Origin of the sequence: Dermacoccus barathri (genome assembly GCF_015070805.1) — a bacterium.
In the GTDB taxonomy this organism is placed as follows: domain Bacteria; phylum Actinomycetota; class Actinomycetes; order Actinomycetales; family Dermatophilaceae; genus Dermacoccus; species Dermacoccus abyssi.
In genome coordinates this window covers 254538-281031 of record NZ_JADCTK010000003.1, presented here as the reverse complement: position 1 = coordinate 281031, position 26494 = coordinate 254538, and the positions used below count along the sequence as shown (strand labels likewise).

Genomic DNA, 26494 nt, shown 5'->3' with positions numbered 1-26494 from the left:
CCGTGTCTTTTTCTCCGTCGTATCGGCAAGGAAGCAGAAGTGCTAGCGCAAATTCTGCCACTGGTCATGGCGAGCGACGAACGCGCGATCCGGCTTGCCCACGCCCGTCAGCGGCAGGGCCTCCTCGTAGCGAACCAATCGTGGAACCGCATAGGGCGGCAACGACTTTCGGCACTCGATGAGCAGACGTTCGGAGAGTCCCTCGGTTGCATCGACGGCCGCGTCCGTGACGATTGCCACAGCGACGGTCTGGCCCCAGCGCTCGTGCGGGCGGGCGACGGCGACGGCGTCGCGCACTCCGGGAACGCGTTGGACGGCTTCCTCGACGACGCGCGGGCTCACCTTGTAGCCACCGGTCGTGATGACGTCGTCGATGCGTCCGGTGATGGCGAGGGTGCCGTCGAAGCTGCCGAGGTCGTCGGTGAGGAAGTGACGTGCGCCGGCCTCGTCGACGAACGTGGCGCCGGAGCGCTCGGGGTCTCCGAGGTAACCGGAGGCGAGCGTCGGGCCCGTGAGGGCGATGCGACCGACACCGTCGTCGTCGGGCTCGATGACGCGTACGCCGACGCCGTCCAGCGGGGTGCCGTCGTAGACGCAACCGCCGGAGGTCTCGCTCGAGCCGTACGTCGTGACGACGGAGAGGCCCCCCTCACGGGCCCGCTCCAGCAAGGCGCGGGGTGTGGCGGAGCCGCCGACGAGGATGCTGCGGTACCGCCGGGCCGCGGCGAGGGCGCGCGTGTGTGTTTCGTCGTCACCGTCGAGCAGGTCGCGCAACTGGGTGGGCACGAGGCTCGTGTGGATCGGCGAGAACGGGGGAGCGTTTCGGGCGACGAGGCCGGTCGCCTTCGTAAAGCCCTCGAGGCTCCAGGCGTCGAGGACGGTGGGCGTCGTGCCGGAGACGATGGAGCGGACGATCACCTGGGTGCCGGCGATGTGGTGGGGCGGCAGCGGCAGAAGCCACGTCCCGGCGCCGATGCGGTCATGGGTGGCGGTAGCACTCGCGACGAGAGCGCCGCGCGTCAGCATCGCGCGTTTGGGGGTACCGGTGGAGCCGCTCGTCGCGACGACGAGGGCGAGGTCGTCCGGTGCGGCGGCGAGTGCGGCGGCGTCGAACTCGGGTGCCGGGGTGCCCGCCTCGTACGGCGCGAGCGCCGGTCCCGCGCCATCGAGGGCGGCGGCGAGGGCCTCGTAGTAGCCGGTGATGTCGGCGCGGTCGACGGGGAACGGAACGAGCTCGGGCATGTCCTTCACCCTAGTCACGCCGGTCGGCGAGCCGCGCAGGGTACATGGTGACGGTTGGGGTTCTTGGTGACGCTTGACCGTCACCAAGAACCCCAACCGTCACCAACGATGGCGGGTCAGCCTCGTCGTCGGGCCTGACGCAGCGCGCCGATGAGCGTGATGACCGCTCCGATCGCGATGACGGCCCAACTCGCGAGGATCATCAGGCCGGCGCCGATGTTCGCCCCGATCACCTCGTCGTTGCGGTTGCTGTACTCGCCGAGCCCCCACAGGCACAGGCCGACGACGATGACGGCGACTCCGATACGGACCATGGCTCCCCTTCAGGCGTTGAGTTCATCGCCTGCGGAGGATCGCGCGGCGCACAGTTCTGACCGTACTCATCTGCAGCCCTCCACCGCGGACCTGAGCGCTCATTGTGGAGACCACGCGACACAATGAGCCCATGACGAATCGCAAGGTGGCAGTGGTGACGGGTGCGAGCAGCGGCATCGGGCGGGCCAGCGCCCGCGCGCTCGCGGCGAAGGGCTACGAGGTCGTGTGCGCGGCCCGTCGTCTCGATCGCATCGAGGAGCTCGCTCGCGAGATCGACGGCCGCGCCGTCCAGTGCGACGTGACGAACCGCGAGGACGTCGAGCGTCTCGCCGCCGAGGCCGGGCCCTGCGTCGACGTCCTCGTCGCGAACGCCGGGGGAGCGTTCGGCACCGACCCTGTGGCGAGCGCCGACCTCGACGACTGGCGTCGCATGTACGAGATCAACGTGCTCGGCACGCTCTCGACGCTCCAGACGACGCTGCCCGCCCTCGAAGCGGCGCACGGCGTCATCATCACGATCGGCTCGACGGCCGGGCTCGTCTCGTACGAGGGTGGCGGCGGGTACTGCGGCGTCAAGCATGCGGTGCGCGCCATGATGGGTTCGCTGCGCCTCGAACTGTTCGACAAGCCCGTGCGCGTGTGCGAGATCGACCCGGGCATGGTCAAGAGCGACGAGTTCGCGCTCGTGCGCTTCGACGGTGACGAGGAGAAGGCCGCAGCCGTCTACGCGGGAGTCGAGGCGCCCCTGACGCAGGAGGACATCGCGGACGCCGTCACGTACATCGCGGAGCTGCCCGAGCACGTCAACATCGACCAGATGGTCGTGCGCCCGCGCGCTCAGGCGGCCCAGCACAAGGTGTTCCGCACGTCCTGACCGGCGCGTCCGGCGCTCGGTCCGCCCGCCGAACTGCTCGGCGGGCGGACCCCTCTTCCAACGCGGCATGCCGCGGCTCTACGGTGGGTGAATGCGGCCCGATCGGTTGGCCGCATTCATGACTGATTGGGTCCACGCGTCGGCCCGAAGCGCTCTCAGGAGGTGGCTCGTTGTCGACCCCACGTCTGCGCACCCGGGGCGGCACAGCCCCCGCCGTGCTCATGGTCATCGGATCCTGCACGTCGCTGCAGTTCGGTGCCGGCCTCGCCGTCCAGCTCTTCCCGGAGATCGGCGCCGCGGGCGTGACGACGTTGCGTCTCGGCTTCGCCGCCATGCTCCTGCTGCTCGTCACCCGTCCGAAGCTGCGTACCTGGACGAAGCGGCAGTGGTTCGCCGTCGTCGCGTTCGGCCTGTCGTTGGCCGGCATGAACGGCCTGTTCTACGAGGCGATTGCGCGCATTCCGCTCGGTCCGGCCGTGGCCATCGAGTTTCTCGGCCCGCTCGGTCTCGCGGCGGTGCTCTCGCGCAAACTGCGCGACTTCGCGTGGATCTGCCTCGCCCTCGCCGGCGTCGCGATGCTCGGTCTCGACGACGTGGGCGGCTCGCTGGACCCGGTGGGCGTCGCGTTCGTGCTCGGCGCGGGTTTCTTCTGGGCCCTCTACATTCTGGCGAGCGAGCACGTCGGCTCGCTCCTCGACGGTGCGGGTGGTCTCGCGATGGCACTCGTCATCGGCACGCTCGCGATCATGCCGTTCGGTGCTCCCGGGGCTGTCGAGGGCCTCACGGACACCCACTTCTTCATGCTGGCGCTCGGCGTCGGCATGCTGTCGTCGGTCATTCCGTACGGCTTGGAACTCTCTGCGCTGCGTCTTTTGCCGAAGGCGGTGTTCGGGGTGCTGCTGGCGCTCGAGCCCGTCATCGCGGCGCTCGCCGGGTGCCTGTTGCTCGATCAGGGTTTCGGCATGGTCAGTGCTCTCGCTGTGGCGCTCGTCGTCATCGCCGGCGCCGGCTCCGCCATCACTGCGTCGCGCTCGGCCAGCACCATCACGCCGCCGGAGGACACCCCCGACGAGGTGACGGCGTCCGTTCACGCGTGACGCACCACGCCGAGGAGGCACCGATAGGCTGACCGGCGTGAATGACGAGACGCAGAAGCAGCCGGGCAACCCGTTCGACCCCACGGCCTGGAAGGTCGTCGAGGGGTTCGAGGATCTGACGGACATCACCTACCACCGCAGCGTCGAACTCGGCTGCGTGCGCGTGGCGTTCGACCGCCCTGAGGTGCTCAACGCGTTCCGCCCGCACACCGTGGACGAGCTGTACCGCGTGCTCGACCACGCGCGTCGCACGCCGGACGTCGGCGTCGTCCTCCTCACCGGCAACGGCCCCGGCCCGGAGGGCACCGGCAGCGCCGGCAAGTGGGCGTTCTGTTCGGGCGGCGACCAGCGCATCCGCGGCCGCTCGGGCTACCAGTACGCGGCCGACCACGACGGCGACCAGACGGCGACCGGCGTCGACGAACTACGCGTCAAGGCCGAGGGTGGGCGTCTTCACATCCTCGAGGTGCAGCGCCTCATCCGCACGATGCCGAAGGTCGTCATCTGCCTCGTCAACGGTTGGGCAGCCGGTGGCGGCCACAGCCTCCACGTCGTCTGCGACCTGACGATGGCCTCCCGCGAGCACGCGCGCTTCAAGCAGACCGACGCCGACGTGGGTTCCTTCGACGGCGGCTACGGCTCCGCGTACCTCGCGAAGATGGTGGGCCAGAAGTTCGCGCGCGAGATCTTCTTCCTCGGCCGCACGTACACGGCCGACGACATGCACCGCATGGGCGCGGTCAACATCGTCAGCGCGCACGACGAACTCGAATCGGATGCCCTCCAGGCGGCCCGCGAGATCATGAGCAAGTCGCCGCAGGCGCAGCGCATGCTGAAGTTCGCGTTCAACCTCTCCGACGACGGCCTCATGGGCCAGCAGGTCTTCGCCGGCGAAGCCACGCGCCTCGCGTACATGACCGACGAGGCTGTCGAGGGGCGCGACCAGTTCCTCGAGAAGCGCGACCCCGACTGGTCGGGCTTCCCCTGGTACTTCTGATCGGCATTTCGTACTGCCCTGTCGGACAAGCGAACTAGCGAGAAATCGACGCCGAGTGAGACATTGGAGCGGTGAGAGCATGGTGGTTGCTGGCCGTTGCGGTCGCGTGTGAGGTCTCCGGTTCGCTTGCCATGAAGGCGGCTGTCGATGTGCCTGCCTGGTACGTCCTCACCGCCGTCGGGTACACGGCGTCACTCGCTCTGCTCGCCCTCGTGCTGCGTACGGGAATGACCGTCGGCAAGGCCTACGGCATCTGGGGCGCCACGGGCGTCGCACTCACCGCCGTTCTCAGTGCCGCCATCTTCGGTGAACCTCTGACGCCCCTCATGGGCCTCGGCGTGCTCCTCGTCATCGCAGGTGTTCTGCTCGTCGAGTTCGGCTCGCACCCCAAGGCGAGCGACACGGTGGAGGCAGCGTCGTGAGGTGGGCTTACCTGGCGGTCGCCATCCTCTGCGAGGTGACGGCAACCCTTTCGCTGCGGCAGGCCACCGTCACCGGGCGTCGGCGCTGGTACGCCTCCGTGGTGGCGGGATACCTCGCCGCGTTCACCCTGCTCGCCCTGACGTTGGCCGCAGGCGTCCCGCTCGGCGTCGCCTACGGAACGTGGGCCGCCTGCGGCGTCGCGCTCACGGCGCTCGCGAGCCGCGTGCTCTTCGACGAGCCTCTCACCCGGACGATGTGGGTCGGCATCGGCTGCATCGTCGTGGGTGTGCTGCTCATCGAGCTCGGCGCCAGCGGCGCACACTGAGCCGGCTTTCCTCTCGCGGGGACAAACGCCAGTGTGGCGAGCCCGAAGGCATCGTCGCTCGCTGCGGTGCGGGGTCGGTCGAGCCGATCAGGCCTGCGTCCAGGGCGTCGTCATACCGAGAACCCGCGAGCCGTCGAGGTCGCCGAGCGACACCCCGGTGAACGTCGCGGCAGCGTCGCTCGTCTGCCACCGGAAGCGGTACTCGTCGGCGAGGGCCGCGCCCGCGATCGCCTCGCCGGCGCTCTCCGCCGACTGCGCGTTCGCGAACGCGCCCGCCGTGCGCGCGAGGTAGGCGTCGAGCTGTTCCTGATACGGTCCGCCGTCGATCTTCTCCACGTTGTCGACGAACTGGGTTGCCACGGCAGCCGGCTCGATGACGGAGACGCGAACGCCGACGTGAGCGGCGACGGTCGAGAGCGACTGCATGAAGCCCTCGACGGCGAACTTCGCGGCGCAGTACGCGTCGGCGAACGGCTGTCCGACCACGCCGCCGACGGAGGTGACCGTGACGATCGTTCCGCGTCGTGCCTCGCGCATGTGCGGGAGGACGGCCTGCGTCAGTGCGACGACGGAGAAGTAGTTCGTCTCCATCTGCTCGCGCACGGTCTCCATCGGCAGGGTCTCGGCGGTGCCGACGCATCCACGGCCCGCGTTGTTGACGAGAACGTCGATGCTGCCGTGATCGGCGACGACCTCGTCGACGAAACGGGCGTTCGCGGCATGGTCGGTGACGTCGAGTTCACGGATGTCGAGTGTGACGTCGGCGCCGGCCGCCGCCTCTTCGAGCGCGACGGCGCGCTCCTTCGAGCGGACCGTCGCGACGACGGTGCACCCCGCCTTCGCGAGGGCCACGGCGGCGTGCAGGCCCATACCGCTGGAGGTTCCGGTGACGACGGCGACGCGATTCATGCCCCCAGTGTGAGCCCTATCGGATCTCGCCGTCAGCGGCGTCCACAGGTGCCCCGGTCTGCGCCAGGCGCTGACGGGCCGTTGCCAGGCCCGGTCCGACCGGGACGGTGCCCAGCGCCTTCCCGAGGCCGAACTCGGGCATGTGGACGTACACCGACTCGTACCCCTCGGGCGGGCACACGTAGGTCTCGTGCCAGATGCCCACGTGTCCCTCGCGCCCGAGCTTGCGGAAGTCGCGCCACGGCTTGAGGTGGGGAGCGTCGGCGTCCGCGGCGAAGGCGTGAAGGTGTTCAGGGGAACGCCAGTATTGCACCGAGATCGTGGTGCGCCCGAACCACTGTTCGTGGTGGAGCAAACCGGCGTCCGGGTCCCGCACGAGGTGGTTCAGCATCCGGGGCATCGCGACGGCGACAGGCCCCCAACGGTCGGGGCGCCACAGCGAGTTGAAGCGCATGCCGATGAGGAAGACGGTGACATCGCCGTCCGTCGTCGCCGTCGTGCGAGCAGTGTTGATGGTCATGGCAGCCTCCGGTCGCCGGTTTCCGTAACACTGTTATAAAACGATGTTTTGTTACCGTCGTCAAGTGCCTCGACCCAAGACCTACGACGACGCCGACCGTGCGCGCATCGTCGAACGCGCTGCCCGTGTCATCGCGACGGAGGGCGCCTCGGGACTCTCGTTGCGCTCCCTTGCCGCCGACTCCGGCGTCTCGACCACGGCGGTCTACTCACTCATCGGGGGCAAGGACGACGTCATCGCAGCCGTCGTTCACGAGGCCACTCTGTCGTTCGCCACAGCGCAGGCGAATGCCGTCACGGGCGAGGATGCCCACACCGACTTCAGGCGTCTCGGCGTCGCCTACCGGGCATGGGCGATCGAGCATCCGAGCCTGTACGCCGTCATCTTCACCGGCCGCGCAGGCGGCGCCGGCGAGACGCACGAAGCGGCGGCATTCGAGCCCCTGCTCGACACCGTGACGCGATTGTTTGAGGCGGGGCGACTGCACGGCGACGACCCGCAGGCGGCGGCGCTCGCCATCTGGGGCTCGGTGCACGGCGCCGTGTCGCTCGAACTCGAACTGTGGCCCGATCAGCCGAAGGCGGAGTCGGCTCGCACGTTCGACGTCATGCTCGACGCCGTCGAACGCGCGTGGGTGCGCTGACGCGCTTCACGCGGTGCGGGTCGACGCCTGCGCTTCGCAGTAGTCGCGAAGCTGTGCGGCTTCGGCGTTCAGCTTCTTCTCGAGCAGCGGGCCGCTCATGGACGCGTTCACCTTGGCGAAGATGCTGTCCATGCGCAGCAGGAAGTCGACAGCGACGCGACGCTCGTCCACTTGGCGCAGCGGGTATTCGAACGTGACGCCGCCGCCGGTGGTCTCCGCGGAGTACGTGAGGCGCTCGTTCGGCTGGTAGTCGTGGATCGTGAGGCGCTGATTGTCGAAGCGCCACCAGGTCTGGGAGGCGCTGTACCGAGCGCCGGGCCCGGGGGCCGTCGTACCGTCCTCAGGTTTCACGCCGGTGAGGTCATCCATCCACTTCACCCAGTTCTGCGGGTCGCCGAGTGCGGCCCAGACCGTTGCGAGGTCCGCGTGAATGTCCTGCGTTGTCGAAAACTCCATGACGATTGCTCCCTGAGATGGTCGTTCCCCGATGACAAGAACCTAAATGCGTATGACGCGCCGTGACGCGGTCGAAGGCGTTGTTCACCAGAACGTCACCCGGACGGCGGCCGACCTCCCACGTGGTTCGACTGCGGCGCCTGTCTACGCTGACGGGATGACGTTCGATGCACGCGCCGCGCTGCTCGCCAAACGTGCCGAGACGACGCAGCGGCTCAAGGGGCTCGACGAGAGCTTCGCCGACATCGTCGAGTCGGTGCGCGACAGCAACCTCGACGACGAGCACGATCCGGAGGGCTCGACCGTGGCCGTTTCACGCGCCCAGGTCGCGTCGCTCGCGCAGGAGGGGCGCGAACAGCTGCGTGAAATCGAGGCGGCCCTGCGGCGTCTGGACGACGGCGCGTACGGCACCTGTGCCCGCTGTGGTGGGCCAATCGGCGATGCGCGCCTCGAAGCGCGGCCGACAGCGACGCTGTGCATCGGCTGCGCGCAGCAGGAGAACGCGAGCCCGCGCCGATGACGCCGGGCAGCCACGTTCGCACTGGAGCGGGCGTCGGGTTCCACGGGCCGCGCATCTGACCTGGTCCTAGGCTTTGATCATGGCGTTGCCCCCGCTCTCCGACCTGCTCGACGGCCTCAAGGTCGTCTCGCTGCCGCTCAACACGCGCTTTCGCGGCGTGCAGCACCGCGAGATCGCCTACATCGAGGGGCCGTGCGGCGTGGGGGAGTTCGCCCCGTTCCTCGAGTACGAGCCGGACGAGGCATCACGATGGCTCGCGGCCGCCCTCGAGGCTGCGTACGTGGGGTGGCCCGAGCCGGTGCGTGACGTCGTCGCCGTCAACGCCACCGTGCCGGCCGTCCCGGCGGCCGACGTGCCGCGGGTGCTCGCGCGCTTCGACGGCTGCTCGACGGCCAAGGTCAAGGTGGCGGAGAAGGGGCAGGCGCTCGACGACGACGTTGCCCGCGTCGCCGCGGTGCGTGACGGGCTGGGGCCCGAAGGCAGAGTGCGCCTCGACGCGAACGGCGGCTGGGGCGTCGACGACGCCGTCGCAGCCATCACGCGGCTCGCGGCCTTCGACCTCGAATACGTCGAGCAGCCCGTCATGCCGGTCGATGACCTGGCGCACGTGCGCCGAAGCCTCGCCGCATCGGGCGTCGACGTGCGCATCGCCGCCGACGAATCCATCCGCAAGGCCGACGACCCCCTGCGCGTCGTCGAACTCCATGCCGCTGACCTCGCCATCGTCAAGGTTGCACCGCTCGGCGGGGTGGCGGGCGCGCTGCGCATCGCGGAGGAGACTGGCCTGCCCATGGTCGTCAGTTCCGCGCTCGATTCGAGCCCCGGCATGGCGGCGGGCCTGGCGCTCGCGGCCGCACTTCCGGGGCTCGAGCACGCGTGTGGCCTCGGCACGATCAACCTGCTCGACGGCGACGTCGTCGAGCGATCGCTCGTGCCGGTGGGTGGCAACCTCACAGTCGCTCAGATCGACGACGCGCGTGCGCTCGACCCAGAACGCCTCGAGCGCTACCGGGCGAGCGCCGAGCGCGAGGCGTGGTGGCGCGAGCGCGTCGCCGCGAGCTACGAGGTGCTGGCCGCTCACTGAGCGAGCGAATTGACGGCGTGGGCATAGAGACGGAACCGTCGCTGTTGTCAGGAAGGACCAACACAATCGACCGAGGAGGTCCCGTGGCACACGTCGGAATCGTCGGAGGACACGGCAAGATCGCACTGCTCACCGCACCGCTGCTCGTCGAGGCAGGGCACGAGGTGACGTCCATCGTGCGCAACCCTGACCACGTGGGCGACGTCGAGGCGACCGGAGCCACAGCGCTCGTCGCCGACATCTCCGCCCTCAGCACCGAGGAGATCAAGGAGCTCTTCACCGAGCAGGGCTTCGACGCTCTCGTGTGGTCGGCCGGTGCCGGAGGAGGTGACCCGGAGCGCACCATCGCCGTCGACCGCGACGCCGCGATCCGCACGATGGACGCTGCGTCCGCCGTCGGGCCCGAGCGCTACGTCATGGTGTCCTACCTCGGCGCATCGCTCGATCACGGGGTGCCCGAGGACAACGACTTCCACACCTACGCCCAGGCGAAGGCGGAGGCGGACGAGCACCTGCGCGGCACGTCGCTGAAGTGGACGCTCGTCGGGCCGACGTCGCTGTCGCTGGACGAGCCGAGCGGTTCGATCGAGATCACGACGACGCCCGGCGACGTGAAGGCGTCGCGCGCCAACGTGGCCCGCGTCATCGCCGCGGTGCTCGCCGACGACTCCACGATCGGCAAGGCGCTGCCGTTCACCGACGGTGACGTGCCGATCGCCGAGGCCGTCGCCCAGGCGCCGGCGGCCGAGCGGCTCGCCTGAGTGGGCCAATGCCGAAGGCGCCGAACGGTATTCGTCCGGCGCCTTCGGTGTGTGGCGCGAGTCAGTCCTGCTGAACCATCTCGCGCACGAGGGCCTTCTGCAGTTTGCCCGTTGCCGTCTTCGGCAGGTCGCCCGTCACCTTGACGAGCTTGGGCACCTCGAAGGGCGCGAGGTGCTCGCGGGCGTACGCCACGACGCGATCCGGCAGTTCCTCCTCGGCCACCGAGCCGTCCGGCACGACGACGGCGCACACGGCCTCACCCCAGCGCGCGTGCGGCACGCCGATGACGGCGCACTCGGCGACACCGCCGAGTGACATCAGAGTGCGTTCGACGTTGAGCGACGAGACGTTCTCGCCGCCGGTCTTGATGATGTCCTTGAGGCGGTCGGTGAACCAGACGACGCCGTCGTCGTCGAGGTGCCCGACGTCGCCGGAGTGGAAGTAGCCGTCGGCGAACGCAGCTTCGTTCGCGGCAGCGTTGTTCCAGTACCCGAGGCAGACGTTGGGGGAGCGGTAGACGATCTCGCCCGTCTCGTTGCGCGCGTTGACCTGGCCTGCGGTGATCGTCGTGGCGAACACCGTGGGGGCCTGCGGGCCCCACGAATCCGCTGCGCTGTGACGATGCTCGGGCCACTGCATCGTCGTGGCCGGCACGACCTCCGTCTGACCGGAGCCGAGCAGCACGTCGGCGTTGGGGAACAGGTCGTCCGACGCTGCCAGGATGTGCGCGGGCATCGGAGCCATCGCGTAGATGGCTCGTCGGACGCTCGAGAGGTCACGGGCACGCTTCTTCTGTTCCGCGAGGCACGCGGCGAACATCATCGGCAGCATCGCGAAGTGCGTGACGTGGTGCTTCTCGATGGCATCGAGCATGCCATCCGCAGTGAACGACTTGCCAGCGAGCACCACCGTGCCGCCCATCCGCAGCGGTGGCATGGCGAGGGTGTTGAGGGCGGTGACGTGGAAGAGCGGCAACGCGATGGCCATGACGTTCGACTTCTCGCCCCACGGCTGGTCCGTTGCGAGCGCGTTGCTCAGCAGCGCGATGCTGACGGCGACGTGACTGGTCAGAACGCCCTTGGGCTTGGACGTCGTGCCGGAGGTGTAAAGGCACTGCACGGCGTCACGTTCGGGAACGATGACTTCGAGTGGTTCCGAGGGCGCGTTCTCGACAAGACCTTCCCACGTCGTCGACGTCACTCCGTCGATCTCGGGGGCCGGCGCTCCGAGCCCCACGAGGTGCGTGATGCCGGCACCGAGGGAGGCGATCTCACGGGCGCGCGGGAGCACCGCGGCGTCGCTGACGAGTGCGTGACACCCGGCGTCCTTCAGGATCCACACGAGGTCGGCGGTGGTGAGCAGGTAATTCAGTGGCAGGAAGACGAGTCCGGCGCGAGCGCACGCGAAGTACGTTGCGAGGAACTCCCAGGAGTTCGTCACCATGACGGCGACGGGCTCGCCCGTCTCGAGGCCCAGCGAGCGCAGGCCGTGACCGAGGCGGTCAGCGGTCTCGACGAGCGTGCGGAACGTGACTTCCTTGTCGCCGTCGACGATCGCAACCCGATCGGGAAAGAGCGCAGCGGTGCGCACGAGGTCGTCGCCCACGTTGACGCGGGTGGCCAGGTGGTGGTGGAGAGGGTCGACGAGGGACAGATCGGGTTTCATGGCGAGCCTTTCACTCTGTGACGCTGGGTGGGTCGAGGAACAGATCCAGCGCGAGGCTCTCGGCCTCACCGCCGTAGGGGGAGAGGTCGGTGATGCCGGCCGAGGCGAGCACCTCGTCGTCGATGAGGAATTGGCCTGTGCCGGCGTCCATCCCGCGGGTGAGGACGACGTGCGCGGCGTCGGCCATGATCTGCGGGGTGCGGCTGATGCGCATCGCCTCGTCACCGCCGAGGATGTTGCGCACCGCAGCGGTGGCGATGGTGGTGCGCGGCCAGAGACTGTTCACGGCGATCCCGGCTTCGCGTGCCTCCTCGGCCAGTCCGAGCGTCACGAGGCTCATGGCGTACTTCGCCATGGCGTAGCCCAGGTGGGAGCCGGCCCAGCGCGGCGCGAGATTGATCGGCGGTGACAGTGTCAGGACGTGGGCGCGATCCGATTGCTCGAGGTAGGGCAGGGCCGTCTTGGCCATGAGGAACGTGCCGCGGGCGTTGATGTCCTGCATGAGGTCGTACTTCTTCATCGGCAGGTCTTGCGTCAAGGACAGGTCAATGGCGCTCGCGTTGTTGACGACGATGTCGACGCCCCCGAATCGTTCGGCCGCCTGCTCGAAGACGCGGGTCACGTCGGCGTCGTTGCGCACGTCACCCGCGACGGCGAGGGCGCGCCCTCCCGCCTCCTCGACCGCAGTGGCAGCCGTGTGCACCGTCCCCTCGAGCGAGGGGTGCGGCTGATCGGTCTTGGCGAGCATGACGACGTTGGCCCCGTCACGCGCTGCGCGCAGAGCGATGGCCAAGCCGATGCCGCGGCTGCCGCCGGACATGACGATCGTGCGGTCCTTCAGGTTCGCTCCCACGGGTTTGCTCCTTCGGTGACGGGGGCGGAGGTGCGCCGGCGGCTCAGGCCGGCAGGCCGTCCTGGCGGGCGAGGACCTGCAGCATCACTTCGTCGGCTCCACCGCCGATGGAGACGAGGCGGGCGTCGCGGAAGAAGCGGGCCGTCCACGTGTCCTCGATGTAGCCGCCACCGCCGTGGAACTGCAGGCATGTGTCGGCGACCTCGCGGATGAGACGGCCGACCATGAGCTTGCCGACGGTCGCGGCGCGGGTGATGTCCTCGCCCGCGAGAATCGCCTCGCAGGCCTGCATGTTGTGACTGCGCACGAGTTCGAGCTGCGCCTGCAGCTCCGTCAACCGGAACGCGACGTACTGCTTGGAGGCCAAGGGGGAGCCGAAAACCGTGCGCTCGTGGAGGTACTGGCGGGTGAGGCGCAGGGCTCGGTCGCACTGACCGGTGGCCGCGTAGACGCCGTACATGCGCTCGGTGACGAACTGCTTCATCTGCTGCTGGAAGCCGCGCCCGGGTGTACCAATCGTGTTCTCGATCGGAACGCGGACGTTGTCGAAGGCGAGCAGCGTGGTGTCGGAACTGCGGTTTCCGAGCTTGTCCAGCACGCTGACGACCTCGAAACCTGGGATGTCGGTGGGCACGACGATCTGCGACATCCCGCGGTGGCCGCCCTCGTCGGATGTCCGCGCGAGCAGGCAGATCCAGTCGGCCTGAGCGCCGTTGGTGATGTACATCTTGCGCCCGTTGATCACCCAATCGTCCCCGTCTCGGCGGGCGCTCGTGCGCAGGGACGCGACGTCGGAGCCGGTGTCCGGCTCGGTGACGCCGATGGCGGCGACGTGCTCGCCGGCGATGGCGGGAACGAGGAAGCGCTGCTTGAGTTCCTCGCTGCCGAACTCCGCGAGGGAAGGGGTGGCCATCATCGTCTGAACGCCGATGGCAAGGGGAACACCTGCGGCGTGGGCGCCGCCGAGTTCTTCGGCCGCGACCATCTGGAAGCTGTGGTCGGCGTCGAGACCTCCGTAGGCCCCGTCGTACTCGATACCGAGCAACCCCTGCTCGGCGGCCTTGGCGAACACGTCGTGCGCCGGAAAACGCCCGGCCGCCTCCCACTCGTCGGCGTGCGGGTTGATGACGTCGTCGACGAAACGGCGGACGGACGAGCGGAAGTCGGCGTGGTCCTTGGTGAGTCGCATGACAGCACGCTAGGTCCGCCCTGAATCAAAAGCAAGCATGCTTGCTTGTTTATTTATTTCGACTGTGACATGTTCGTCGCATGACGCAGATGGAGAACGCGCCGAGCCCGGGAGGCCCCGAGGCTCGCCTGCGCGTCGGGAACTGTTCCGGCTTCTACGGCGATCGGCCCTCCGCCATGCGCGAGATGCTCGAAGGGGGCGACCTCGACGTTCTCACCGGCGACTACCTCGCCGAATTGACGATGCTCATCCTGTTCAAGGACCGCATGAAAGACCCGGCCGCTGGGTACGCGCGAACCTTCGTCGCCGCGATGAAACAGAACATGCGAACCGCCAAGGAGAAGGGCGTACGCATCGTCGTCAACGCCGGCGGGCTCAACCCCGCCGGGTGTGCGGATGCAGTGCGAGAACTCGCCGAGGGGGAGGGGCTCGACCTCGTCGTGGCCGTCGTCGACGGCGACGACCTCAGCGCCCGCGCCGGTGACCTCGGTCTCGGTGAAGGGGTTCTCGCCAACGCCTACCTCGGCGCGTTCGGGATCGCGGAGGCCTGCACAGCGGGTGCGGATGTCGTCGTCACGGGCCGCGTCACGGACGCTTCACTCGTCGTCGGCCCGGCGATAGCCCACTTCGGCTGGGGCCGTGAGCAGCTCGACGAGATCGCCGGCGCCATGGCGGCAGGGCACATCATCGAGTGCGGCACCCAGGCCACGGGCGGCAACTTCGCCTTCTTCGGCGAAGTCGCCGACATGACTCGGCCAGGCTTTCCCATCGCCGAGGTCGGCTCCGACGGTTCGGCCGTCATCACGAAGCACGAAGGCACAGGCGGTGCCGTCACGCGCGAGACGGTGCTGAGCCAACTGCTCTACGAGATCCAGGATCTTCGCTACGCCGGCCCCGACGCGGTGCTGCGCCTCGACAGTCTCGAGGTGAGCGAGGTCGGCCCCGATCGAGTGCTCGTCCGCGGTGCTCGCGGTGAACTGCCACCGCCGAAGGCCAAGGTTTCCTGCACGCGCCTCGGCGGATTCCGCAACGAGTTGGAGTTCGTCCTCACCGGCCTCGACATCGAGGCCAAGGCTGATCTCGTCAAGGAGCAGATGACCCACGCGATGACGACGCAGCCCGCCCAAGTGGAGTGGTCACTCGCCAAGACCTCTCACACGGACCCGGACACCATCGAGCGGGCCGCGTCGATCCTGCGCGTCGTCGCTCGAGATCAGAACGCCGTCGTCGTGGGCCGCGCCTTCTCGGCTGCCGCCGTCGACATCGCCCTTGCGAGTTACCCCGGATGCTTCCTCACCCGACCGCCGTCGGGAGGGAGTGCGTACGGCGTCTACACGGCTGGGTACGTCGATCAGGGCGTACCCAGTCATCGGGTCACTCTGCCGGACGGCCGACGCGTCACCATCGACCCGCCGCGCGAGACCGCACCGCTCGAGCCCTTGACCGAAGTCGGTGCCCGCCCGCCGTTGCCCGGCACTGCCGGCGCGACTCGCACCATCGAGCTCGGTCGAATCTTCGGCGCTCGATCCGGCGACAAGGGCGGCAGCGCCAACGTCGGGGTGTGGGCGCGCGACGACAACGCCTACGCGTGGCTGCTCGCCAATCTCACGGTCGAGGAGTTCAAGCGGCTGCTGCCGGAGACCGAAACCCTGAGCGTGACCCGCGTCCTGCTCACGAACCTTCGCGCGCTCAACTTCGTCGTCGAGGGAATCCTCGGCGAAGGCGTCGCCTACGGCGCTCGCTTCGACCCGCAGGCCAAGGCCCTCGGGGAGTGGTTGCGAGCCCGACACATCGCCGTTCCCGCCGACCTCGTCGGATCGTCATCGGAAGGAGACCTGTCATGGCCGTCTTGAAGAGTGTCGTCGACCCCGCGTCACCGGAGTTCGAAGCGAACTGCCGCGGGATGCAGAGCCAGCTCGACGAGATCGACGCAGTCGCCCAGCAGGTGGTGCTCGGCGGCGGTGAGAAGGCGCTCGCACGTCACGCGAAACGCGGCAAGCTCACCGCGCGAGCGCGCATCGAACTGCTGCTCGATCGTGACGCACCGTTCCTGGAGCTCGCCCCGTTCGCCGGTTACGGCTCGGACTTCGCCGTCGGCGGCAGCGTCGTCGGCGGTATCGGAGTGGTCGAGGGCGTCGAGTGCATGATCATCGCCAACGACCCGACGGTGAAGGGCGGAGCGTCGAACCCGTGGTCGCTCAGGAAAACCTTGAGGCTCCAAGACGTGGCACGAGAGAATCGTCTGCCCGTGGTCTCGCTCGTCGAGTCCGGTGGCGCGGAGCTGCAGACCCAGAAGGACATCTTCATTCCGGGCGGTGCCACCTTCCGCAACCTGACGCAGCTGTCCGCGGCTGGCGTCCCGACCGTCGCGATCGTGTTCGGTAACTCGACGGCCGGCGGGGCCTACCTGCCCGGCATGAGCGACTACGTCGTCATGATCGAGGAGCGCTCGAAGGTCTTCCTCGCCGGGCCGCCGCTCGTCAAGGCGGCCACGGGCGAGATAGCCGACGACGAATCGCTCGGCGGTGCGGCGATGCACGCGCGCACGAGCGGCCTCGCCGACTTCTACGCCGTCGACGAGCCCGACGCGATCCGGCTGGGCCGCGGCATCGTGCGTCGTCTCAACTGGCGCAAGCGTGGCCCCGCACCTGCCACGACGTCACCCGAGCCGCCGCGGTATCCCGAGGAGGAACTGCTCGGCATCGTGCCGCCCGATCTCAAGATGCCGTTCGATCCGCGCGAGATCATCGCCCGCATCGTCGACGACTCCGACTTCGACGAGTTCAAGGCTCTCTACGGCACGTCGCTCGTCACCGGGTGGGCGCAGCTGCACGGCTACCCGATCGGCATTCTCGCCAACGCCAGGGGTGTCCTGTTCAGCGAGGAAGCGCAGAAAGCCGCGCAGTTCATCCAACTGGCCAACCGCTCGAACACGCCGCTGCTGTTCGTTCACAACACGACCGGCTACATGGTCGGCACGCAGTACGAGCAGGCCGGCATCATCAAGCACGGCGCCATGATGATCAACGCGGTGTCGAACTCAACCGTGCCGCACCTGTCGTTGATCGTCGGAAACTCATACGGCGCAGGTCACTACGGCATGTGCGGGCGTGCCTACGACCCGCGGTTCCTCTTCGCCTGGCCGAGCGCCCGCTCGGCCGTGATGGGCGCCGCTCAACTCGCGGAGGTCGTGTACACCGTCTCCAAGGCGTCGGCGCGGAGCCAGGGCAAGCCCTTCGACGAGGACGGGGCGCAGCAGATCCGCGCCTACGTCGAGAAGCAGGTCGAGAGCGAGTCGTTACCGCTTGTCCTCTCCGGCCTCATCTACGACGACGGCATCATCGATCCGCGTGACAGCCGCACCGTGCTGGGGCTCTCGCTCTCGGCGATCCATTCCGGCCAGTACGAGGGCGCCGACAGCTTCGGCGTCTTCAGGATGTGAGGCAGCGATGACGACCATCACCAGTGTGCTCGTCGCCAACCGCGGCGAGATTGCCCGGCGTGTTTTCGCGACGTGCCGAGCCCGGGGCATCGACACCGTGGCCGTGTACTCCGACGCCGACGCGAACGCCCCCCACGTGCGCGAAGCGGACGCAGCCGTCCGGCTTGCCGGCGTGACGCCGGCGGAGACCTACCTGCGATCCGACCTCATCGTCGACGCGGCCCGTCGCGCGGGAGCGGACGCCGTCCACCCGGGCTACGGGTTCCTGTCGGAGAACGCCGACTTCGCGCGCGCCGTCATGGACGCGGGCCTGACGTGGATCGGCCCGCCGCCGGAAGCCATCGACATGATGGCGTCCAAGGTGGCCTCGAAGGCGATGATGGAGGACGCCGGTGTGCCCGTTCTCGAGCGCCTCCCCGTCGAGGAGATCACCGCCGACCACCTCCCGGTGCTCGTCAAGGCGTCCGCGGGCGGCGGCGGGCGCGGTATCCGCGTCGTGCGCGCCCTCGAGGAGTTGGAGGACGCCTTCGCGCGGGCCTCGCGTGAGGCCGAGAGCGCTTTCGGTGACGGCACCGTTTTCTGCGAACGCTACGTCGAGTCAGGCCACCACATCGAAGTGCAGGTCATGGCTGACGCCCGCGACACCGTCTGGGCCATCGGTGAACGTGAGTGCTCCGTGCAGCGTCGCCTCCAGAAGGTCATCGAGGAGGCGCCGGCGCCGCTCGTCGAACGCGTCGGCGGCGACATGCGCGAACGCCTCGCCACGGCCGCTCGGGATGCCGCTCGCGCCGCCGGCTACCGGGGTGCGGGCACCGTCGAGTTCCTCGCCGACGATCGGGGGAACTTCTGGTTCCTCGAGATGAACACGCGCCTCCAGGTCGAGCACCCGGTAACGGAGTGTGTGACGGGGCTCGACCTCGTCGGGCTGCAGATCGACTGCGCCGAAGGTGTGGCGCTCGGGGGCGACGAGCCTGTGATGCGCGGGTATTCCGTTGAGGCGCGCCTCTACGCGGAGGATCCGCTGACGGACTGGGCTCCGGCGAGCGGCACGCTCGAACTGCTCGAGGTGCCCTTCGTCGAGACGACGTTCACCCCGCCGGCGTCCGGTGGCATTCGCCTGGACGCGGGCGTGGAGAGCGGTTCGGAAATCGGCATCCACTACGACCCGATGATCGCGAAGGTCATCTCGTTCGCCGACGAGCGCGCCACGGCGGTGCGTCGTCTCGCGCAGGCCTTGCGCAGGGCGAAGGTCCACGGCCTCACGACGAACCGTGATCTGCTCGTGGCGACGCTGCTGGCGCCGGACTTTCTCGAGGGCGACTTCGACACACGCTTCTACACGATGCACCCGCCGCAGGACCTCGTGCCGGACGCCGGTCTGAACGCCGGGCTGGCGGCCTGCGTCAGCGCTCTCGCGGACCGGAGTGTCGACGCCTGGCGTGACGGGCCGACCGGTGGCTTCCCCGCGGGCTTCCGCTCCCTGGCGGGTGAGTACCAGAACCGGACTTACGCGATCGGCGACGAGTCGTTCGAGGTGCGCTACCGCGAGCGGCGCGGGCGGGTGGAGTTCGCCGAGCTTCCGGGCGGCATCGAATCGCTCGAGGTGCTCAGCGCCTCAGGCGGCGAGGTGCGCCTGCAGATCGACGGCGTCGTGCGCACGTTCCGTGTCGACCGCTATCGAGACGGCGCCACGGTCGTCGTCGACGGCGGCGCGCTCGGTACACGCACCCTCGCCGCCCAGCCGCGTTTCGTCGACGCTGCGAGCCGCCTCGCGGAAGGGGCGCTCACGGCCGTCATGCCCGGCGTCGTCACGAACGTGGCGGTCGAGGTCGGCCAGAGCGTCACGGCAGGTCAGCCACTCGTGTGGCTCGAGGCGATGAAGATGGAACAGTCCGTGACGGCGAGCGCTGACGGAGTCGTGAGCGCCCTTCACGTGAAAGTGGGCGACCAGGTCGAGCCCGGCACCGTGCTGGCCGTCGTCGATGCCGAGGCCGAGGGGGAGCAGGCATGAGCGAGAACACTCAGGAGCCGGTGGTGCGCTACGACGTTGCGGGCGGCGTCGCGACGATCACTCTCGACTCGCCGGCGAACCGTAATGCCCTGTCGCCTCGCCTCGTACACGAGCTCACCGAGGCGCTGACCAGGGCGGAGAGCGACGACACGGCGCGCTGCGTGGTCCTCACTCACACGGGGTCGACGTTCTGCGCGGGCGCCGACCTCACGTCGCCTCCGGTGCCGGGCGCGGAACGAAAGAGTCCGGCCGACGCGGTCACCGATCTCATGGTTGCCATGCTCGCTCACGACAAGCCGATCGTCGGGCTCGTCACGGGGCATGTCCGGGCCGGCGGGATGGGTCTCGTGGGAGCCTGCGATCTCGTCGTCGCGGGGCCGAAGGCGGACTTCGCCCTCACCGAGGTACGCCTGGGCCTGGCCGCCTCGATCGTCTCTATGACGATCCTGCCGCGTCTCGCCGGCCGGGACGCCGCGCGAGTGTTCCTCACCGGTGAGACCTTCGACGCCGCCCGTGCCGCCGAGCTCTCCTTCGTGTCGGCCGCTGCCACCACCGATGACGGTCTCGTGAGCGAGCTGAAACAGCTGACCGACGCGTTCGCTCACTGCTCACCGCAGGGCCTGCGGGAGACGAAGCGTCTGCTGAACGAGGAGATCCTGGTGCGAATCGAGCGAAAGCGGGCGAACCTCGGCTCACAGTCGATGCGCCTGTTCTCCTCCGACGAGGCACGTGAGGGCATCGCCGCTTTCCGTGAGAAGCGCCGCCCCGCGTGGGTTCTCGGCTGAGGCGATTCGCGCCTCCGGGCCCGTCCTGGCAGCATTCGAGGCCTCATGACTACAGAACCCAAGCAGGAGCGCAGCCGCCGCACGCGGCAGAGCATTCTCGACGCCGCGGTGGTCTCCCTGGCGAACCGGGGCTGGAACGAGACGACGGTCGGTCTCGTCGCGGCGGACGCGGGCACGAGCCGCGGCGCGCTGCAGCACCACTTCCCCACGCGTGAGGACCTGACGCTGGCCGCGCTGCACTACATGTTCGAGCAGCGCTCCCGACTCCTGCGGGAGTTTCGTACCCCCGAGGGTGTCGAGGGAGCCGAGAAGGTGGGCGCCGTCGTCGATCAGCTCGCCGAGCTGTTCACGGGCATCACTTTCCGTGCCGCGCTTCCGGTGTGGACGGCCGCAGCGGTCGACGATGACCTGCGTGATCGCGTTCTCGAGCTCGAGCGACGCTTCGGTCAGGACGTGCACGAGCGGACCATCGAAATGCTCGGCGCGGATGGGAGCGACCCGGCGGTGCGCCGGCTGGTCGAAGTAACTCTCGACCTCCTGCGCGGCCTGGGGTTGGCCAACATTCTCTCCGACGACTCGAAGCGTCGTTCGCGCGTGATCGAGACCTGGCTGCCGCATCTCACAGAGGGGCTCGACCTCCCCTGAAATAAAACAAGCAAAGATGCTTGTTTGGTGTCGGTTCTGGTGACAACATCGGCACATGAGTGAACTTCGCGACGTCACAGCAGCCTTCCTCACCCAGTGTGATGCGCTCGATGACGCCGTCGCGACACGTGACGACACCGACTGGCGCCGCGCGACGCCTGCAGCCGGTTGGGACGTTGCCGACCAGGTTGCCCACCTCGCGTGGACGGACGAGGTCGCCCTGCTGGCATGCGCCGACCCGACCCGGTTCCAGGAGTTGGTCGCCCAGGCGATGACGACACCCGACATCGTCGACCTCGAAGCACACCGGTGGGCGAGCAGGCCGCGCGCAGAACTCCTGGCGACATGGCGCGAGGGGCGGCGACGTCTCGTCGAGGCGTTGGAATCCCGCCCGGGCGACGCCGGTCGCATCCCGTGGTTCGGCCCGCCGATGTCGGCGCGCTCGATGGCCACCGCCCGGCTCATGGAGACCTGGGCGCACGCCCAGGACGTCTACGACGCACTCGGCCTCGCCCGTCCGACGAACGAGGGGCTCGGCGACATCGCTCACCTCGGGGTGCGAACGCGCGATTTCGCGTACGGGATCAACGATGTCCCACCGCCCACCGAGGAGTTTCGCATCGAACTGACCGACGGCGAAGGGGCGATTTCGACGTGGGGGCCGCCGGACGCCGCCGGCCGGGTGGAGGGTGATCTCGAGGAGTTCGTCCTGCTCGTCACCCAGCGTCGCTCGGCCGACGACCTGAACCTTCGCTTCGAGGGCGAGGCCCGCACCTGGGCCACGATCGCGCAAGCTTTCGCGGGCCGTCCCGGGCGTCGCGGCGCATCGTCATGAGCCTCGATCCGTGGACGACGCCAGAGCTCACGGCACTGCGCGAGAGCGTCACCCGATTCACGCGTGACGCCGTTCTGCCGCATCAGAACGAGCGGGAGGAGGCGGGGCTCCTGCCCCGTTCATTGTCGCAGGCAGCGGGACGGCAGGGCCTGATCGGCACCGGTTTTCCCGAGTCGGCCGGCGGACAGGGCGGTGGGCAGCGCGAGAGCCTCACGCTCACCGAGGCGTTCCACGAGGCCGGCGGTGCCGCGGGTACGTACGCGTCGCTGTTCACCGCAGGGATTGCCTGCCCCCACATCGTCGCCGCGGGTGATGCGGGCCAGATCGCCCGCTGGGTGGCGCCGACGCTGGCGGGCGAACTCGTCGGGTCCCTCGCCATCACCGAACCCAGCGGCGGTTCGGATGTCGGCAACCTGCGCACCACGGCGCGCAGGGACGGCGACGCCTACGTCGTCAACGGCTCCAAGACGTTCATCACGTCGGCCTGCCGTGCCGACTTCGTCACGACGGCGGTGCGCACCGGCGGAGTCGACCTGCCCGGCGCTCGCGGCATCTCCTTGCTCGTCATCGAGAAGGGTGCGCCCGGCTTCGCGGTCAATGGTCCACTCAAGAAGCTGGGGTGGCGATCGTCGGACACGGGGGAGTTGTCGTTCACCGACGTCCGCGTGCCCGCCGAAAACCTCGTGGGTCCGGAGAACGCGGGATTCGCGCTCATCGGTTCGGCCTTCGTGTCCGAGCGGGTGGCACTCGCAGCGCAGGGGTACTCGCAAGCGCAGCGCTGCCTCGATCTTGCGGTGGCGTGGGCGCGTGAGCGCCGGACGTTCGGCGAACCGCTCATCGCGCGTCAGAGCGTGCAGGACCTTCTGGCCCGCATGGCAGGGCGAATCGACGTCGCCCGCGTCTACACCCGACACGTCGTCGACCGGTACGAGGAGGGCGAGAGCGTCGAATCCCTGATTCCTGCAGTGTGTTTCGCGAAGAACACGGCCACGGAGACCGCCGAGTGGGTGGCGTCCAAGGCCCTGCAGCTCTTCGGTGGCACGGGTTACATGGCCGAGTCGGAGGTCGAGCGTCAGTACCGCGACGTGCGCATCCTCGGCATCGGCGGGGGCACGGTGGAGATCCTCAACCAGATGGCGGCGCGACGCCTCGGGTTCACGCGCTGAAGGTCGTCAGCCTCGATGTGCGATCGCCAGAGGTGAGGTCACAGGTGCGAGCGCAGGCGCTCGTGCAACTGCGGGTCGGCGGCGACGAGCAGCGGCGTCGGAGTGCGCTCGAAGCGCGGGTCGTAGTCGGTGCCGTCGGCGTAGGCGGAAACACCACCCGATTCGCGGATGAACAGCGCGCCGGGTGCGTGGTCCCAGGGCTTCGTCGTGACGTAGAGGATGTAGTCGGCGCCGCCGGAGGCGATCTGCGGGTAGTCGACGGCACAGCACACCCAGGAGAGCTTGAGCGGCGGCAGGCCGTCGAGCGACTCACCGACGCGGGTGGGGCGCGACGTGACGCCCTGGGCAACCTCGCCGACGGTGCGCGGGGCGATGCGCTCGCCGTTGCGGAACGCCCCTGCGCCCTTCTCCGCGACGTAGGCGACTCCGTGCTGCGGCTGCCACATCCAGCTGCGGACGACGTCGCCGCCGCGCATCTCGGCCACCATGACGCCGTGGTCGGGGGAGCCGTGGACGAAGTTCTTCGTGCCGTCGACCGGGTCGACGGTGAACCAGTGATCGGCGTGCTCGGTTCGGTCGAGGATGCTCGGGTCGGCGGCGACCGCTTCCTCGCCGACGATGAGTGCGTCCGGGTAGGCGTCCAGAAGGCGGGCGGTGATGGCGACCTCGGCCTCGCGGTCGGCGACCGTCACGAGGTCGCCGGGGTTCTTCTCCATGACCTCGTGTCGGGCGAGAGATTCGAATCGGGGGTTGATGAACTCGTCGGCGGCTTCTTGCAGCATGGTCAGGACGGCCTGGGTATCCACACGTCCGATCCTAGTGGCCCCGGTGGGCCCGCGATGTCGCCGTCGTGAGCGTGCAACACGGAACGACGGCCTCTCCCGAACCGTGTTGTATCGAGCGAAAAGGTCAGGCCCTCGAGAACCTTCTCGGGGGCCTGAGGTCGAGCCGCATAATGCGGCGAGGAAGTCAGTTCGTCGGGTCGTGGTCGATGATGTCGCCGGCTTCCTTGACGAGAGCCTTGGTGCGACGGCGGTGGGCGAACCACTCGTAGGCCATCGGCAGCACGCTTACGAGGACGATGGCCATGATGGCGATGTCGATGTTCTTGCCGAGGCCGGGGAAGGCCTTGCCGAGGAAATACCCGGCGAACGTGATGGAGAAGACCCACAGCACGGCGCCCACGGCCGACCACGTGAAGAAGCGCTTGCGCTCCATGTGGCTGGCGCCGGCAACGACGGTGATGAACGTGCGCACGATAGGCACGAATCGGCCGATGACGAGGGCCTTGTTGCCGTGCTTGTCGAAGAACGCGTTGGTCTGTTCAAAGTACTTCTTCTTGAGGATCTTGCCGTCGCGTTCGTACAGCGGTGTGCCGAGCAGGCGTCCGAGTTCGTAGCCGACGACGTTGCCAAGGAACGCCGCGATGCACAGCGCGGGCAGCGAGACGTAGAGCGGGATGTCGAAGCCGCTCGTCGCCGACGTCGCGGTGAACATGCCGATGGCGAAGAGCAGGGAGTCGCCGGGAAGGAGCGGGAAGAACAGTCCGCACTCGACGAAGACGATGGCGAGGGAGACCCAGAAGAACGCTCCGCCGAAGTGGCTGAGGAGGTAGTTCGGGTCCATGAAGTCGGGGCCGAGGGCATGCATCACGTCGTCGAGCGTACCGGGGTGGCCGGTGTGGGGCCTGTGAGCAACGCCGCGGCGGTGAGGGGCAAATGAGAGGTTCGCGCGGGCCGCCGGGGCGGCCACTACCCTTGATGCTCGTGGGTGAAGCGATCGAGGAACGTCCGGATCACGTCGTCGGGGTCGGACCGTGGCAGGGGCCGTGGCCGCTCGATGACGACGGTGAACTCGACGCTCGCTTCGACCCGGAACTCCTGCGTGACGGCGACCGCCGCAACGTCGAGGACCGGTTCCGATACTGGCGCCACCACGCCATTGTCAGGCACCTCGACGCGTCGCGGCACGACTTCCACGTGGCGGTCGAGAACTGGGAGCACGACTTCAACATCGGCTCCGTCATCCGCACGGCCAACGCGTTCAACGCCAAGGCGTTCCACATCGTCGGCCGGCGCCGCTGGAACCGTCGGGGCGCGATGGTGACCGACCGCTACCAACACGAGATGCACCACCCGTCGGTCGACGACCTGCTCATGTGGGCGGCAACTGCCGGCCCGGCTGACGCCGCGGGTAACGCGACGCGCATCCCCGTCTACGCCATCGACAACGTCGTGGGCAGCGTGCCCCTCGAGACGTTCTATCTGCCGCGCCACTGCGTCCTGCTGTTCGGTCAGGAGGGCCCTGGCGTCAGCGCGGAAGCGCTCGAGAAGGCCGACGCCGTTCTCGACATCGCGCAGTTCGGCTCGACGCGCTCGATCAACGCCGGCGCCGCGGCCGCCGTCACGATGCACGCCTGGATCCGTCGGCACGTGTTCGGCCAGCGCATCGGCGAATGACCCCGCAGTGTCAGTGTCCGAAAGCTGAGCATCGCTGCTCACTCCTCGGCCCGTCCGGCGCCGTAACGCCCACGTCCCTGTGGTGCGTGAAAGGATGAATCGGACGGCCGTGCCAGCACCCGGTACGGACCACGAACCGCAGATCGACAAGGGAGTGGACATGCCCATCGCAACCCCCGAGGTTTACCGCGAGATGCTCGACCGCGCGAAGCGTGAGGGCTTCGCGTACCCGGCCATCAACGTTTCGTCGTCGCAGACGCTGAACGCCGCCATCCGTGGTTTCGCCGAGGCCGGTTCGGACGGCATCATCCAGGTTTCCACCGGTGGCGCCGAGTACTTCTCGGGCCCCACGGTGAAGAACATGGTCACCGGCGCCCTTGCGATGTCGGCCTTCGCCCACGAGGTGGCGAAGAACTACGACGTCAACATCGCCCTGCACACCGACCACTGCCCGAAGGACAAGCTCGACAGCTTCGTCCGCCCGCTCGTCGACGCCTCGATCGAGCGCGTCAAGGACGGCGGTCAGCCGTACTTCCAGTCGCACATGTGGGACGGTTCGGCCGTTCCGCTCGAGGAGAACCTCGAGATCGCCAAGGAGCTGCTCGACAAGTGCCAGCAGGCGAACATCATCCTCGAGATCGAGGTCGGTGTCGTCGGCGGTGAAGAGGACGGCGTCGACAACGAGATCAACGACCAGCTGTACTCCACGCCCGAGGACGCCATCGCCACGGCCGAGGCTCTCGGCGCCGGTACCGACGTGTACTACATGACGGCCCTCACCTTCGGAAACGTGCACGGCGTCTACAAGCCGGGCAACGTCCAGCTGCGCCCGTCCGTGCTCAAGGACGCGCAGGACGCCGTCAAGGCCAAGTTCTCCGAGGCCGAGGACAAGCCGTTCCACCTCGTCTTCCACGGTGGCTCGGGCTCGTCGGAGGAGGAGATCAAGGAGGCCGTGTCATACGGCGTCGTCAAGATGAACGTCGACACCGACACGCAGTACGCCTTCACCCGCCCGATTGCCGGCTGGATGCTCGGCAACTACGAGGGCGTCCTCAAGATCGACGGCGAGGTCGGCAACAAGAAGCAGTACGACCCGCGCGCCTGGGGCAAGGCTGCCGAGGAGGGCATGGCCAAGCGCGTCGTCGAGGCGTGTGAGCACCTCGGCTCCGCCGGCAAGAGCCAGGGCGCCAAGAAGGCCTGACGCCTCACCCGAGTCGTTCGACGCGAGCGGCCCGTCCACGAACAATCGTGGGCGGGCCGCTCGTTTCGTTGTGCGG

Annotated in this window: 28 protein-coding genes; 18 read left to right on the top strand and 10 right to left on the bottom strand. The window is 68.5% G+C overall.

The window, feature by feature from the left end; translation table 11 throughout:
* Positions 1-42: 42 nt before the first annotated feature.
* On the bottom strand, positions 43-1242 hold the full coding sequence (locus tag IM689_RS07010; protein ID WP_193643440.1) for an AMP-binding protein: 1200 nt from the start codon (positions 1240-1242) through the stop codon (positions 43-45).
* Between the two features lie 116 nt (positions 1243-1358).
* Complete coding sequence (locus IM689_RS07005; RefSeq protein WP_193643439.1) at positions 1359-1556, bottom strand: hypothetical protein; 198 nt, start codon at positions 1554-1556, stop codon at positions 1359-1361.
* A 131-nt stretch (positions 1557-1687) separates the two neighbouring features.
* On the opposite strand from IM689_RS07005, the gene IM689_RS07000 reads away from it, so the two are divergent.
* From IM689_RS07000 to IM689_RS06980, 5 genes are all read left to right on the top strand, one after another.
* On the top strand, positions 1688-2431 hold the full coding sequence (locus IM689_RS07000; RefSeq protein ID WP_193643438.1) for an SDR family NAD(P)-dependent oxidoreductase: 744 nt from the start codon (positions 1688-1690) through the stop codon (positions 2429-2431).
* Positions 2432-2601: 170 nt separating this feature from the next.
* Positions 2602-3528 (top strand): EamA family transporter, encoded by a 927-nt coding sequence (locus tag IM689_RS06995; protein WP_227484581.1) that lies wholly within the window; start codon positions 2602-2604, stop codon positions 3526-3528.
* 37 nt (positions 3529-3565) lie between these two features.
* On the top strand, positions 3566-4525 hold the full coding sequence (locus IM689_RS06990) for a 1,4-dihydroxy-2-naphthoyl-CoA synthase (RefSeq protein WP_193643437.1): 960 nt from the start codon (positions 3566-3568) through the stop codon (positions 4523-4525).
* A gap of 71 nt (positions 4526-4596) precedes the next feature.
* The gene (locus tag IM689_RS06985; protein WP_193643436.1) at positions 4597-4947 is read left to right on the top strand and encodes a DMT family transporter; all 351 of its coding nucleotides are present in this window, start codon (positions 4597-4599) and stop codon (positions 4945-4947) included.
* Positions 4944-5273 carry a DMT family transporter gene (locus tag IM689_RS06980; protein ID WP_193643435.1) on the top strand — a complete coding sequence of 110 codons (330 nt, stop codon included), beginning with the start codon at positions 4944-4946 and terminating at the stop codon, positions 5271-5273. Before IM689_RS06985 ends, IM689_RS06980 begins: the two co-directional genes overlap by 4 nt.
* 87 nt (positions 5274-5360) lie before the next feature.
* On the opposite strand, the gene IM689_RS06975 is transcribed toward IM689_RS06980, so the two are convergent.
* Together IM689_RS06975 and IM689_RS06970 are read right to left on the bottom strand one after the other, a co-directional pair.
* Positions 5361-6182 (bottom strand): SDR family NAD(P)-dependent oxidoreductase, encoded by an 822-nt coding sequence (locus IM689_RS06975; protein WP_193643434.1) that lies wholly within the window; start codon positions 6180-6182, stop codon positions 5361-5363.
* Between the two features lie 16 nt (positions 6183-6198).
* Positions 6199-6702 carry a DUF4188 domain-containing protein gene (locus IM689_RS06970; RefSeq protein ID WP_193643433.1) on the bottom strand — a complete coding sequence of 168 codons (504 nt, stop codon included), beginning with the start codon at positions 6700-6702 and terminating at the stop codon, positions 6199-6201.
* A 64-nt stretch (positions 6703-6766) separates the two neighbouring features.
* On the opposite strand from IM689_RS06970, the gene IM689_RS06965 reads away from it, so the two are divergent.
* Complete coding sequence (locus IM689_RS06965) at positions 6767-7345, top strand: TetR/AcrR family transcriptional regulator (protein WP_193643432.1); 579 nt, start codon at positions 6767-6769, stop codon at positions 7343-7345.
* 6 nt (positions 7346-7351) lie between these two features.
* Here the strand turns inward: IM689_RS06965 and IM689_RS06960 are convergent, their stop codons facing one another.
* Positions 7352-7801, bottom strand: a complete 450-nt coding sequence (locus IM689_RS06960) for an SRPBCC family protein (RefSeq protein WP_193643431.1) — start codon at positions 7799-7801, stop codon at positions 7352-7354.
* 157 nt (positions 7802-7958) lie between these two features.
* On the opposite strand from IM689_RS06960, the gene IM689_RS06955 reads away from it, so the two are divergent.
* From IM689_RS06955 to IM689_RS06945, 3 genes are all read left to right on the top strand, one after another.
* Complete coding sequence (locus IM689_RS06955; RefSeq protein ID WP_129665039.1) at positions 7959-8321, top strand: TraR/DksA family transcriptional regulator; 363 nt, start codon at positions 7959-7961, stop codon at positions 8319-8321.
* A gap of 79 nt (positions 8322-8400) precedes the next feature.
* Positions 8401-9405, top strand: coding sequence for an o-succinylbenzoate synthase (locus tag IM689_RS06950; RefSeq protein WP_193643430.1), 1005 nt, complete (start codon positions 8401-8403; stop codon positions 9403-9405).
* A gap of 83 nt (positions 9406-9488) precedes the next feature.
* Positions 9489-10166, top strand: a complete 678-nt coding sequence (locus tag IM689_RS06945; RefSeq protein ID WP_193643429.1) for an SDR family oxidoreductase — start codon at positions 9489-9491, stop codon at positions 10164-10166.
* 61 nt (positions 10167-10227) lie between these two features.
* On the opposite strand, the gene IM689_RS06940 is transcribed toward IM689_RS06945, so the two are convergent.
* Genes IM689_RS06940 through IM689_RS06930 form a run of 3 tightly spaced genes read right to left on the bottom strand, consistent with a single transcriptional unit; the run spans position 10228 to position 13874 of the window.
* The gene (locus tag IM689_RS06940; protein WP_193643428.1) at positions 10228-11832 is read right to left on the bottom strand and encodes a class I adenylate-forming enzyme family protein; all 1605 of its coding nucleotides are present in this window, start codon (positions 11830-11832) and stop codon (positions 10228-10230) included.
* 10 nt (positions 11833-11842) lie between these two features.
* A complete protein-coding gene (locus tag IM689_RS06935) occupies positions 11843-12685 on the bottom strand; it encodes an SDR family oxidoreductase (RefSeq protein WP_193643427.1) in 843 nt (280 codons plus the stop codon).
* A 43-nt stretch (positions 12686-12728) separates the two neighbouring features.
* Positions 12729-13874, bottom strand: a complete 1146-nt coding sequence (locus IM689_RS06930; protein ID WP_193643426.1) for an acyl-CoA dehydrogenase family protein — start codon at positions 13872-13874, stop codon at positions 12729-12731.
* Positions 13875-13954: 80 nt separating this feature from the next.
* On the opposite strand from IM689_RS06930, the gene IM689_RS06925 reads away from it, so the two are divergent.
* From IM689_RS06925 to IM689_RS06895, 7 genes are read left to right on the top strand one after another with little or no spacing between them, the layout of a single operon-like run.
* Complete coding sequence (locus tag IM689_RS06925; protein WP_227484579.1) at positions 13955-15727, top strand: acyclic terpene utilization AtuA family protein; 1773 nt, start codon at positions 13955-13957, stop codon at positions 15725-15727.
* Positions 15715-17316 (top strand): acyl-CoA carboxylase subunit beta, encoded by a 1602-nt coding sequence (locus IM689_RS06920; RefSeq protein WP_193643425.1) that lies wholly within the window; start codon positions 15715-15717, stop codon positions 17314-17316. Before IM689_RS06925 ends, IM689_RS06920 begins: the two co-directional genes overlap by 13 nt.
* A gap of 7 nt (positions 17317-17323) precedes the next feature.
* Positions 17324-19327 (top strand): ATP-binding protein, encoded by a 2004-nt coding sequence (locus IM689_RS06915; RefSeq protein WP_193643424.1) that lies wholly within the window; start codon positions 17324-17326, stop codon positions 19325-19327.
* A complete protein-coding gene (locus tag IM689_RS06910) occupies positions 19324-20112 on the top strand; it encodes an enoyl-CoA hydratase family protein (protein WP_193643423.1) in 789 nt (262 codons plus the stop codon). The genes IM689_RS06915 and IM689_RS06910 overlap by 4 nt, the downstream gene beginning before the upstream one ends.
* Positions 20113-20157: 45 nt before the next feature.
* On the top strand, positions 20158-20757 hold the full coding sequence (locus IM689_RS06905; protein WP_129665055.1) for a TetR/AcrR family transcriptional regulator: 600 nt from the start codon (positions 20158-20160) through the stop codon (positions 20755-20757).
* A gap of 55 nt (positions 20758-20812) precedes the next feature.
* Positions 20813-21592, top strand: a complete 780-nt coding sequence (locus IM689_RS06900; RefSeq protein ID WP_193643422.1) for a TIGR03084 family metal-binding protein — start codon at positions 20813-20815, stop codon at positions 21590-21592.
* Positions 21589-22758 carry an acyl-CoA dehydrogenase family protein gene (locus IM689_RS06895; RefSeq protein ID WP_193643421.1) on the top strand — a complete coding sequence of 390 codons (1170 nt, stop codon included), beginning with the start codon at positions 21589-21591 and terminating at the stop codon, positions 22756-22758. The genes IM689_RS06900 and IM689_RS06895 overlap by 4 nt, the downstream gene beginning before the upstream one ends.
* Positions 22759-22796: 38 nt before the next feature.
* Here the strand turns inward: IM689_RS06895 and IM689_RS06890 are convergent, their stop codons facing one another.
* Positions 22797-23564: an inositol monophosphatase family protein gene (locus tag IM689_RS06890; protein ID WP_129665061.1), complete on the bottom strand. Its 768-nt coding sequence runs from the start codon at positions 23562-23564 to the stop codon at positions 22797-22799.
* 163 nt (positions 23565-23727) lie between these two features.
* Positions 23728-24408 carry a DedA family protein gene (locus IM689_RS06885; protein WP_047312407.1) on the bottom strand — a complete coding sequence of 227 codons (681 nt, stop codon included), beginning with the start codon at positions 24406-24408 and terminating at the stop codon, positions 23728-23730.
* A gap of 110 nt (positions 24409-24518) precedes the next feature.
* Between IM689_RS06885 and IM689_RS06880 the strand changes: the two genes are divergently transcribed.
* Positions 24519-25217: a TrmH family RNA methyltransferase gene (locus IM689_RS06880; protein WP_227484578.1), complete on the top strand. Its 699-nt coding sequence runs from the start codon at positions 24519-24521 to the stop codon at positions 25215-25217.
* A gap of 94 nt (positions 25218-25311) precedes the next feature.
* Positions 25312-26418: a class II fructose-bisphosphate aldolase gene (fbaA, locus tag IM689_RS06875; RefSeq protein ID WP_264674276.1), complete on the top strand. Its 1107-nt coding sequence runs from the start codon at positions 25312-25314 to the stop codon at positions 26416-26418.
* The last annotated feature ends 76 nt before the right edge of the window (positions 26419-26494 follow it).

Excerpts from the sequence above, each read along its gene's own strand:
- IM689_RS06960 (WP_193643431.1), bottom strand. The coding sequence starts at position 7,801 with ATGGAGTTTTCGACAACGCAGGACATTCACGCGGACCTCGCAACGGTC.
- IM689_RS07005 (WP_193643439.1), bottom strand. The coding sequence starts at position 1,556 with ATGGTCCGTATCGGAGTCGCCGTCATCGTCGTCGGCCTGTGCCTGTGG.
- IM689_RS06970 (WP_193643433.1), bottom strand. The coding sequence starts at position 6,702 with ATGACCATCAACACTGCTCGCACGACGGCGACGACGGACGGCGATGTC.
- IM689_RS06920 (WP_193643425.1), top strand. The coding sequence starts at position 15,715 with ATGGCCGTCTTGAAGAGTGTCGTCGACCCCGCGTCACCGGAGTTCGAA.
- IM689_RS07010 (WP_193643440.1), bottom strand. The coding sequence starts at position 1,242 with ATGCCCGAGCTCGTTCCGTTCCCCGTCGACCGCGCCGACATCACCGGC.
- IM689_RS06895 (WP_193643421.1), top strand. The coding sequence starts at position 21,589 with ATGAGCCTCGATCCGTGGACGACGCCAGAGCTCACGGCACTGCGCGAG.
- IM689_RS06955 (WP_129665039.1), top strand. The coding sequence starts at position 7,959 with ATGACGTTCGATGCACGCGCCGCGCTGCTCGCCAAACGTGCCGAGACG.
- IM689_RS06975 (WP_193643434.1), bottom strand. The coding sequence starts at position 6,182 with ATGAATCGCGTCGCCGTCGTCACCGGAACCTCCAGCGGTATGGGCCTG.
- IM689_RS06910 (WP_193643423.1), top strand. The coding sequence starts at position 19,324 with ATGAGCGAGAACACTCAGGAGCCGGTGGTGCGCTACGACGTTGCGGGC.
- IM689_RS07000 (WP_193643438.1), top strand. The coding sequence starts at position 1,688 with ATGACGAATCGCAAGGTGGCAGTGGTGACGGGTGCGAGCAGCGGCATC.
- IM689_RS06880 (WP_227484578.1), top strand. The coding sequence starts at position 24,519 with ATGCTCGTGGGTGAAGCGATCGAGGAACGTCCGGATCACGTCGTCGGG.
- IM689_RS06915 (WP_193643424.1), top strand. The coding sequence starts at position 17,324 with ATGACGACCATCACCAGTGTGCTCGTCGCCAACCGCGGCGAGATTGCC.
- IM689_RS06930 (WP_193643426.1), bottom strand. The coding sequence starts at position 13,874 with ATGCGACTCACCAAGGACCACGCCGACTTCCGCTCGTCCGTCCGCCGT.
- fbaA (WP_264674276.1), top strand. The coding sequence starts at position 25,312 with ATGAATCGGACGGCCGTGCCAGCACCCGGTACGGACCACGAACCGCAG.
- IM689_RS06900 (WP_193643422.1), top strand. The coding sequence starts at position 20,813 with ATGAGTGAACTTCGCGACGTCACAGCAGCCTTCCTCACCCAGTGTGAT.
- IM689_RS06925 (WP_227484579.1), top strand. The coding sequence starts at position 13,955 with ATGACGCAGATGGAGAACGCGCCGAGCCCGGGAGGCCCCGAGGCTCGC.
- IM689_RS06950 (WP_193643430.1), top strand. The coding sequence starts at position 8,401 with ATGGCGTTGCCCCCGCTCTCCGACCTGCTCGACGGCCTCAAGGTCGTC.
- IM689_RS06905 (WP_129665055.1), top strand. The coding sequence starts at position 20,158 with ATGACTACAGAACCCAAGCAGGAGCGCAGCCGCCGCACGCGGCAGAGC.
- IM689_RS06885 (WP_047312407.1), bottom strand. The coding sequence starts at position 24,408 with ATGCATGCCCTCGGCCCCGACTTCATGGACCCGAACTACCTCCTCAGC.
- IM689_RS06940 (WP_193643428.1), bottom strand. The coding sequence starts at position 11,832 with ATGAAACCCGATCTGTCCCTCGTCGACCCTCTCCACCACCACCTGGCC.